Below are 9769 nucleotides of genomic sequence, written 5' to 3'. Positions count from 1 at the left end.
TTGGGTTTTAAAATAAAACCTTCAAATCAAGTTCCCTGTAAGAACTGTCGATACTTTTCGGGTAACTTTTATCTGAAATGTGCGGTACATCCTGGTACAGTCCTCACCAAAGAAGCGAGCAATTGCGCTGATTACTCGCCTATGGATGAGAAACCTGCCGAATCAAACTCTGGCGATAGTAGGTGAGTATAACTAAACTTGACGCGGAGATACCCGACTTTTTGGAAAAATCGGGTATCTGGCTTTTCGCCGACCCGTCCCCAGATTTTTGCAGTACAGGACTTATATCATGTCCGTTTGATTACCCATAGTTAGGACTGACGCTAAGGACTCGGGGATACTAAGGACGCTCTGAGTTTTAATTATGGGTGAGTTGCCTGACATCATATTACGCAAAGAAACTTTGGTGATACGAAAAATCGTTGGTTTGGCAACCAGAGATATGCATACCCGACGCTTCGCGAACGACTCTTCACCAAAGTTTCTTTTCTGGTCGTTGGGTGAGTCCTGATTGCAAGAGTTGTGTCCCAGCGCCAGGACAGCGTTTTTAAGACTGCTTGCTACATAGAGCGAATTCCCCAACAGAGGACTCAGCATAGTAGTCTGTTCCTACGGCAGCGGCAAATAAGTCGGCGTTGCCACAACCAATAGCGCAAGGGGCTAAGTCGAGGCTAGTTGCTACCAGATACATAGTCTGAAATACAGCACCCACATTTTTCAGAATGCCAGCATAGGCGATGGATTCGTAATACCAGGTAATTCTGGGAAATCGAGCCGCTAAAATAATTAGAATTTGAGGAGTTTGCCGCTCAGGATTATTTTGCGCTGCTTCCTCTAGTAAAGCTTCCACTTGAGAAGTTCTAGGAGAAACTAAAAAAAGTTGATGTTCTTGAGGATTGTAATGATACAAACCAGAGGGAATATTATCGCAACAATTAATTGCTGTATAAACTTCTAATTCGTAGCAAGCTCCGGCACTGGGATATGGTCGATTACTCAGTTCTTCTGTTTCTGTTTTGAGGATGTTTCTAACTCTGAGGGAACGGTAAAGAAATTCTCCCAGCTGGCGATCGCTAATTGCTTCCTTGCCATAATGGCGAATTGATTTTCTCTCTTCTAAAACGCGAGTAAAAGGTAAATCATTTTTTTTCAGCGCTTCAATCTCCGGTCGATATAGAGGAATAATACTGTCTGTCACCTGGCTTTTAATCGCAGGAAGTTGGGGAATTTTGTCCAAAAAGCGATAGGTTCTCCCCACAGGTTGGCGATGTCTTCCGCTTCTCACCTTACTGTGGAAAAGTAAATCGTGAAATTCCCATTGCACCAGATATTCTTGTTTATCTTCGGCAATTTCCCCCTCGATTTTAACTTCTGAAAGCATCTTGGCAGCATCAAGCAAATTGAGGAATTGTTGCACGGCATTTGCTGAAATACCAGATATTTTTTGACATAGTTGAGAGTAAGAGCATGGTTGGTTAAGTTCGGCTAAAATAGCGCCTCCCCGCCAATCAAGTATTACCAACTGCACCTTAGATAGGGGTGATTCCAGCACTATTTGACTGTTCTGGCGATGTAAATAAGCAAACCGCGACAAAACATAAGACCCTTCGGCAGCAACATCCCCAATTGGCAATGGGGGTGCAGGTACAAGGGGAACCACTTTCGCTATCGGCGTGCCATCTGCATAGATAGTTTGACAGATCAAACCAAGGCGTTCAAATTGTGCGAGATAATAATAAAATTCAGCTAGATTGGACAACCCATCAGTTTCTTGAACCAGAGAACTCAGTTGTTCTCGCGTATCTCCATCTTTGCACATTACTTGCCAAGCCTTCAATGTTCCCTGGGAAGAATTGGGCAAAGAAATCGTGTTTTTGGAGTGGGTAGTTGTTTGATAGTGAAGTACCCATTCCTGATTTTGTTGTTCTAGGGATATGCCAGGTAAAAAAGAAAGTATAGAAGTTTCAGACATTTGATATACTAAAAAAATGACTCGTGATTTAGCTTTTCTTCTGGGAGTGCTTCAAAGAGCCATCCTAACTGCAAGGGTACGTTGTAAAGTCGTCCTGGAGCCAATCTCCGCCAATAATGGCGCATTCCCGGCACAATCACTTTTACTACATTTAAATTGATATCGGGACGAGTTTGATCCAGCACTAGCATAGACATTCCTTTTTTTTCGCTCATTTTTTGGCAAGTTAAAACGTCATCGCGTAAATCTTCATGCCAAAATTGCGGATAGTCATAGTAAATCTTTTCAGGTAGGGTAGGCTCGGGAAGCAAATAGGGACTATCTTCAATAGTAGTTCGATCCAATTGATTATCGTTTGTTTCCCGTGCTGTTAAAACCGGAGGCAGTGCTTGATTAACTTCAGTTAAGGCTCTGGTAATGGCTATTTTGGCATCGAAATGCGCGCCAAAGCCAAACAATAGCTGGCTGACTTTTCGCTCGAAAGTGCTAGAAATAGCGACAAAAGTGGGAATGCCAAAATCGCTGGTGACATCAAGAACCCAAATCAGGCGTTCAATTGTGCGGTAATATTCCTGCAATCCCTGAATATATGGGTCATCAAAACTTGCTAAATTTACACCTGGTCTTGGCAGGCGATTGTACCACCACAAACAAACGCTATCCCGCTCTACTAATTCCAGAAAGCCTTGCAGAATAGCTTCTTCTATATTATTTCCGGCTGCGGCACCGTTGGAGTCTGCCCAGCAATCGGGACTTTGAGAGCGAGGATATCCGTAATAGCAATAAGCTGTAGGCAGATACTTAAAGGTTTGATCCGTTAAAGACCAAATGGGAGTCCAGTCAATTATTCGTGTGGTATCGAAGGGTTCTGGGATTTTTTGATGCGGCGGACAATGAGCATTCCAAACATGTCGATTTTGATATTGTTTTGAGCTAAAGTTTAGGCAGGTATGGGGATGAATAGCTGTCTCGCCTAAGTCTTGATAAGTAGTGCGAATGCGGATTTCATCGCCTTGAAATGTGCCAGAGTAGCGTTCTATTGCTTCGCACAAACCGCTGGCTTTTGCTTGGTCTGGGGTTTTACCTTTACCGCCGCTGCGACCCCTGACTGTTTGGCGCAGAAAATAAAGGTCGTCGAACATTAGACCGAAGTTGTGTCCAGCTATATAGGTGTGATTCCAGCGGTGGGTGGGGGGAGAAAGGCGATTGAGAGTTCGCACTACTCCGGTAATCGGACTGATATGATGTCCGTATTTTGCTAAGGTTTCTTCTGGGGTAATGCTGCGATAGCCACCATCTTCGACAAAAACTTTGGGACGATTTTGTAAATTGATCGGGATGGGAGAGCGAGTAGGAGCGTATAATTCAGGTTGACCGCAAGTGAAACATTGCGGACGCCGAACTAACTGATGAGAAAGCATTTCCAGCGACCTGAGATTCAGCGTCACTACCTGAGTTTCTAGCTGTTGACTTTCTGGTTGTGCAATCCATTTCGCTACTTCTGTAGCAGCTAAACCAAATGCAGTTTGGAGAGTAGAAGGTAACGCGGCTTTAGAAGTCGGAAAAAAAGATGGTTTGCCTTTTCTTTGCTGGATAAACGCATCAACAGGTCGATTTGCTCTTAAGCGTTGCGCTAAACATTCCCAACAACCTGTTTTTCCGGGGTGGAAAATCGGCCCAATCCATACCTCGGTTCCCACAGGTTTAACTAACATCCAAGGCTGCTGTAATTGGATTGCTTTTTGATTAAAACTAGCCAATTCATCGCGCAGGTAATCATCTGTTAAAACCACCTGATATTTTCCCTGCTGATTTACCCGCAGATTCAGGGATTCTAAACTCGATACAAATAAGTCAGTGGGAATATTACCAAAGGTTGTTACCGCTACTTCACCAGTTGATTGCAAATCAGATACTGACCGATCGTCTATTGGCAAGCTCTGCCAAAAAGCGGCTGCTTCAGGAGAGATACTGTTATCGCTTTCAACAATATAACCTTTCTGTTCTAATCGCATCAAGGCATAGTAAACTTCCGGTGCTGATGCCGCATCTGCTAGCAAATTCACCAACTCTTGTACGGTGCGATAACCATCGAGCAAAGGAGCTAATTTTTGATATATTTTGCCAGTCAAAAATATGGGTTCTTGTTCCCAGAGCAAAAAGACTCCTTCTGGTTCTACTACTTCTATATGGAAGCAATGCTTAAATCTTGGTTGACGAATCATGAGCTGTTGCGGATGGGTAAATCAGTAATAGATGTCCCATCCTAAATGTTTAGCTATATTGTTTTTGTTTTACAGGATATCATTTAATCCCAACCTGTCAAGTCACTTGCATTCATCAATTTTGCTCTCTACATACAGGGCGATGTTTAGCAGCAGAGATTGACGCAAGTAATATTTTGTTGGGAAAAGTCCCCACTCGCCCAATCTGATAGCTGTTCCTCGGAAATATCTGCCGGTCTTGGCGGTAAGGGAATAGTCCAAACTACATCACCTGCTCGCGAACCAATACTCCAGTCAATAGTAGATCGATCGATAGTCACCTGTAGACCTTCAGGAATTTCTATCCCTTCCCCTTCCAGCGTTGCTTTAGGGTCAGCTATTAATCTTTCCTGAAACTCCGAGTCTAGCCATGCTCTGGCAATGAGTTGAGAAACTTGATCGCCGACTTGCCGCCATCCTGCTTGCAGTACCATGTTGCCCTGTTTACCCTGTTTGATGAAATACTGCGCTAGATTGTACAGGAATGAGCAATAAATCACAATAGACCTGTCCAAACAACAAACCCTTTGACAGGCGAGACGCCTATCCCACAAGAATTATTGCACAAGTCTCATAGACCTCTCCAAAAAACAAACACTTTGACAGGCGAGACGCCTATCCCACAAGAATTATTGCACAAGTCTCATAGAGTTGATAGGGGATTGCAGCTGTAGGTTGGGTTGAGGGACGAAACCCAACTTTTTAGCTGGTAGGTTGGGTTGAGCTATTGCTCAACCCAATCTACGAATTATTAGTAGCTACGAACGATTGATGTTTGTAGTAGTCGATTACCCATAAAAAGAAGCCGGGACACGGCACGATTAACGTTATCTGTTTGTCCGAGATATCTATGATGCCGTGTCCCTACGCAACGACTCTGTGAGGTTTTTTTATTATGGGCAATTCAACGGACATCAGATGAGTGAAGTACAGCCAAATGGCAGCGGTGTACCTCATCGGGCTGCAAACCGCTATAAGTAGGGGAAAGCTATCTATTTTTGTTTCAGCACCACCAAAGTAATATCATCAAAAATTTTCTGACAGCCAATATGCCGCCGCACATCTTCAATCACCGCTTCTCTAATTTTTTCTGCTGAGAAACAACAGTTGCGCCTGACCACTTCACATAACCGCTCAATCCCGTATTGCTGGCTATTTATGTCGAATGCTTCCGTAATGCCATCGGTGTATAACAGCACCACATCGCCTGGGTTTAACTGCACTTTTTCAGTAGTAATGAAGTCGGCAATCTCCTCATCTAAGCCAATGGGGAAGCCAAGATTCATTGTATCTATCCGTTCAATTTCACCCCCAGCACGCACCACAATGACTTCCTCATGTTGACCGCTTAAACTCAGCGTGCCGCGATCGTAATCGAGTAGGGAAAGCGTCAGGTTCTTATGGGGGTTGATCCGCTGGACGTTGTGATAAATTGTCCGATTAAGAATATCTAAAAATTGCACCGGATTGGTTTGATTGCTTTCTTCCAGGGTTCTCACAGCGGTTTGGGTCATTAGCATTACTACTCCACTTTCCAAACCATGTCCAGTGACATCACCGATGCTGATTTTGACTCGACCATTTTGTGAGAACACATCGTAGTAATCGCCGCCCACTTCATCAGCAGGTTCCATAAAGCCCACAATTTCTAACCCTTCAATTGAATCTAATTCCTCTTGTTTGGGTAAAATCATCTGTTGCAATTTGCGCGTTACCTCTAACTCAGCACTAAGGCGGAGATTTTCCTCTTTTAGTTTTTCGTTGAGGGCGCTAATTTCCTGGTTGGCACTTGCGAGTTGGGCGGTACGTTCTTTTACTTTGTCTTCTAGGGTTTGATAGAGTCGAGAATTTTCAATCGAGATAGCAGCTTGAGCGGATAATATTTTTAATAGTTCTAATCTGTCCGGAGTAAATGCCTTCGTGGTCAAATTGTTTTCCAAATAAAGGATACCCAGCAATTGACCTTGATTAATAATTGGGTTACACAATACGGATTTAGGTTCGGTACCGATGATATAGGGGTCAGCAGAAAACATATTTTCGGCACTGGCATCGTCGAGTACCAAAGCTTCCGATGTGCGGTAGACATAGTTGATCAAACTGACAGGAATCTCCAGGCTCTCTTCCAGTGGAATTGATTGCAGTACTGTGGCTTCTTTTGTCCCACTCACTCCCGTTGCTTCAATCGCCAAGTTGCCTGCCTCCGATAAGATCAAAACGGCTTTTTCTGCTCCGGCATTCTCTATGGCAACTTGGATCAAAGTGGAGAGTAACTTATCCAGTTCCACTTCCCCGGAGAGTGCTTGAGAAGCTTTAATCGCCGTTGCAAAGTCCAGAATGTTTGAATTAGCTGAACCTGAATTACTCGATGTGACGGTTCTCGGGATCGTTTGAACAATTGTCTCCCTTGTCGTTGCGGTGGTTTTTTGGATCAGAATGGGAGCAAGTAACTGGGGATAGCGTTTTTCTAAATCTTCAACTTTGGCTTTGGCTCCCCAACGAGCATAGTCATAGTAGGCATCAGTTAAATAGACTTGGGCAATTTTTTCTTTTCCCCAATCGAGGTATAATTTGGCTGCCAGCTCATTGCTAAGTGCTTCTTCTTGAAGGTACTCGTTTTCTTTAGCTCCCGTTATTGCCCGGTCATAATAGTCCATTGCCTCCATATTGTCGCCCAAAACCCGATGTCGCTCTGCCTCGACTAAATAAAATTTGTGCAGGTAATTCATCGGAGCAAATTTTGCCCATTTCTGCATTTTTTTTTGGTTAGCTTGCACTTTGGCGAGCAGTTGTTTTTGCTGTGGCTTCGAGGTGTCTGGATATACCGCCAGCCGAGACAGAGAATCGTAGAAATAAAATAGAGGAACAAATGGCGAACCGACAACGGCTTCTAAATTATTTTGGGCTTTTTCTGCGTTTTCAATTGCTTGTACGTAATCGGCAAACAAGTAAGAGAGAATAAGTTTATTGAAATATAAATTGTAAGTAGCAGTTTGGTCATTGGCGGACAGATGAATTGGCAGCATTGTGCGTTCGTCATACACTTCGCCGCTTAAAATACAAGGGTTTTCCGGGGTTTCAATTAAATTTAAAACTGCTTGATGATAAATTTTATTGTAATTAAGGGCAGTTTCTTGTTTGAATTTAGTTATAGCATCGTTATAAGTTGCCATTTCTTTGGCAACTTCGTCTAGTTCCTTACCAATGGCATATAAACGAAAGCAGTATTGGTGAGCAGAATAGGCAGCATATTCTAAATCTCCAGTTTCCAGTCCATTCAAATAAGCATCTAATAAAGGCTGCACTCCTTCTTTGGCGTGTTCTTTCCAATGATATATAAAGTTATGGATACCAAACAATGTTTTAGTTTTGAATTCTTTCGCATTTAAACGTTCTAACAAACTTAAAGCTAGCTGTCCAAATTGATAGCCAGTTTCAATGTCTCCGACAATGCCACAAATAATTACTCCATAAATGGTATAAACAAAAACAGTTCCAGGAGCATTACCATATTTTATTGATATTTTTAGTAGCTTAAATATAATCAACGGGTATAATTGAGGAACGGCTAAATAAGCAGCAGATTGGACGCTTAATAGAATTCGCATTGCTGCTAACTTAAATGGCTCGCTCATCAGCGGCAAGTTAGTTAAGTCGGCTGGTTTTTTCTTACCTAAAGCTAACTTTGTTCCCAGCATTCCCAGCAAAATGTTCAAATTACCTGGCTTTTCTGGAAAGCTGAATCCTAATATCTTCACCACCGATAAAGCTGTTTCTACCGCTTGTAACAGTTGGTTTTGTACTGTATAAGCTTGTATTTTGATTTCATAGATTTTTACTTTGTCCAAAAGCGATCTTGCTCGCTGTATCACTACCTCAGCTAATTGCTCCATCTGGGCAAAATCAGTGCTGAGATAAGCTGCTTCTGCGGCTTTTTCATATAATGCTAGCGTTAGATTATATTGATGATTCCAGCTATCAGACTCTAAAAGTTCCCTTCCCACATTTAAATATTTGACAGCAGCATTATAAGCAGCAGATGCCAATGCTTTAGTTCCAGCAATCAAATTCAATTGAGCCAGTTCTTCTCGCTCTGTTTGATGAGTCAGAAGGCTCATACCAATATTCAACTGGTTAACAATTTCAAAAATATTTTCTTCCCGTGCTTCTATAGGCGTATTTTGCAAAAGTAACTGTCCAATTTTTAGGTGCGTGGACTGTTTTTGGTCTTCGGGAATGAGGAAATAAGCGGCTTGCTGCACTCGGTCATGCAGAAATTTGTAATAAACTGTTATTTCTTCTGGAGCATTTGCAATCGGCGTTTCGTTACTGAATGATGACTCATCCTGAAATAATTTATAAATTTCACTTTGCGGTAATATTAAACCTTCTTGCAATCCAGACCACAAATCAGCCGCCGTTTCTACTTGAGATTTTCCATAAGCGATCGATAGTGTATCCAAGTTAAATTGATTGCCAATACAAGCCGCCAGTTTTAATACTTCCTGAGTTTTTACTGGTAATTTTTGCAATTGACCAGCCATAAATTCAACTACGTCGTTTCTGGCTGCTAAAGGCTTGACACGGGCAATATCGCACTGCCAGTACCGCACACTAAAATCAAAATAAATTATGCCATCTTGATACAGCGATTTCAGGAATTGATTGGCAAAAAATGGGTTGCCATTGGTTTTCTGATGTACTAATTCTGTTAAAGGTAAGGCTGTTTCTGGAGGACAATTTAAAGTATCGGCAACCAAGCGATTCAGGTCATGCACATTTAAGGGCGATAGGGTAATTTGATTTATTGTGGCTTGATTTTTGCGAATTTCTTCTAATGCCAAAATCAGAGGATGAGTCGGATCGACTTCGTTGTCCCGATAGGCTCCTAGCAACAATAAAGACTCTATCTGTCCCTCTGTCATTAATAGCTGAATTAATTTTAATGAGGCAGAATCTGCCCATTGTAAGTCATCTAATAAAATAACCAGAGGATGTTCTTTAGTAGCAAAAACTTGAATGAATTTTTCAAATAATATATTGAAACGGTTTTGGGCAGCGGTGGGAGCAAGTTCTGGGACTTCTGGCTGTTTGCCAATAATTCGTTCTAGTTCGGGAATAACATCAATAATTACCTGTCCGTTTTCTCCTAATGCTGACAATACTTTGGCTTTCCATACACTTAGAGATGCGGCACTTTCTGTTAGTAACTGCCGCATTAAATTCTGGAATGCTTGTACTAAGGCAGCCAAAGGAATATTGCGCTTAAACTGGTCGAATTTACCGGAAATAAAATAACCCCGTTGCCGGACAATCGGTTTGTGGACTTCATTGACTACCGCTGTCTTACCAATCCCCGAAAAGCCAGCCACTAACATCATTTCTATCCCCCCCTTACTAAGGGGGGGCAGGGGGTCTATCCCCCCCTTACTAAGGGGGGGCAGGGGGTCTATCCCCCCCTTACTAAGGGGGGGCAGGGGGTCTATCCCCCCCTTACTAAGGGGGGGCAGGGGGTCTATCCCCCCCTTACTAA

4 protein-coding genes and 1 pseudogene are annotated in these 9769 nt (G+C 42.7%); 1 reads left to right on the top strand and 4 read right to left on the bottom strand.

Annotated features, from left to right (window positions below; all coding sequences use genetic code 11):
- Positions 1 to 186: pseudogene (locus ACE1CM_RS01710) on the top strand (hypothetical protein); the annotation flags it as partial.
- Positions 187 to 547: 361 nt separating this feature from the next.
- Here the strand turns inward: ACE1CM_RS01710 and ACE1CM_RS01705 are convergent.
- The 4 genes from ACE1CM_RS01705 to ACE1CM_RS01690 all read right to left on the bottom strand — a co-directional run bounded on the left by ACE1CM_RS01705 (position 548) and on the right by ACE1CM_RS01690 (position 9623).
- Positions 548 to 1972, bottom strand: coding sequence for a SagB family peptide dehydrogenase (locus ACE1CM_RS01705; protein ID WP_374875675.1), 1425 nt, complete (start codon positions 1970 to 1972; stop codon positions 548 to 550).
- 8 nt (positions 1973 to 1980) lie between these two features.
- Positions 1981 to 4197 carry a TOMM precursor leader peptide-binding protein gene (locus ACE1CM_RS01700; protein ID WP_374875674.1) on the bottom strand — a complete coding sequence of 739 codons (2217 nt, stop codon included), beginning with the start codon at positions 4195 to 4197 and terminating at the stop codon, positions 1981 to 1983.
- Between the two features lie 146 nt (positions 4198 to 4343).
- A complete protein-coding gene (locus ACE1CM_RS01695) occupies positions 4344 to 4736 on the bottom strand; it encodes a hypothetical protein (protein WP_374875673.1) in 393 nt (130 codons plus the stop codon).
- A gap of 492 nt (positions 4737 to 5228) precedes the next feature.
- Positions 5229 to 9623 (bottom strand): SpoIIE family protein phosphatase, encoded by a 4395-nt coding sequence (locus ACE1CM_RS01690; RefSeq protein ID WP_374875676.1) that lies wholly within the window; start codon positions 9621 to 9623, stop codon positions 5229 to 5231.
- Positions 9624 to 9769: the final 146 nt, after the last annotated feature.

The organism is Microseira sp. BLCC-F43, assembly GCF_041929235.1.
Taxonomy (GTDB): Bacteria; Cyanobacteriota; Cyanobacteriia; order Cyanobacteriales; family Aerosakkonemataceae; genus Microseira.
Note: the sequence above shows the minus strand (reverse complement) of the source record. Positions and strands in the feature narration are given on the sequence as shown.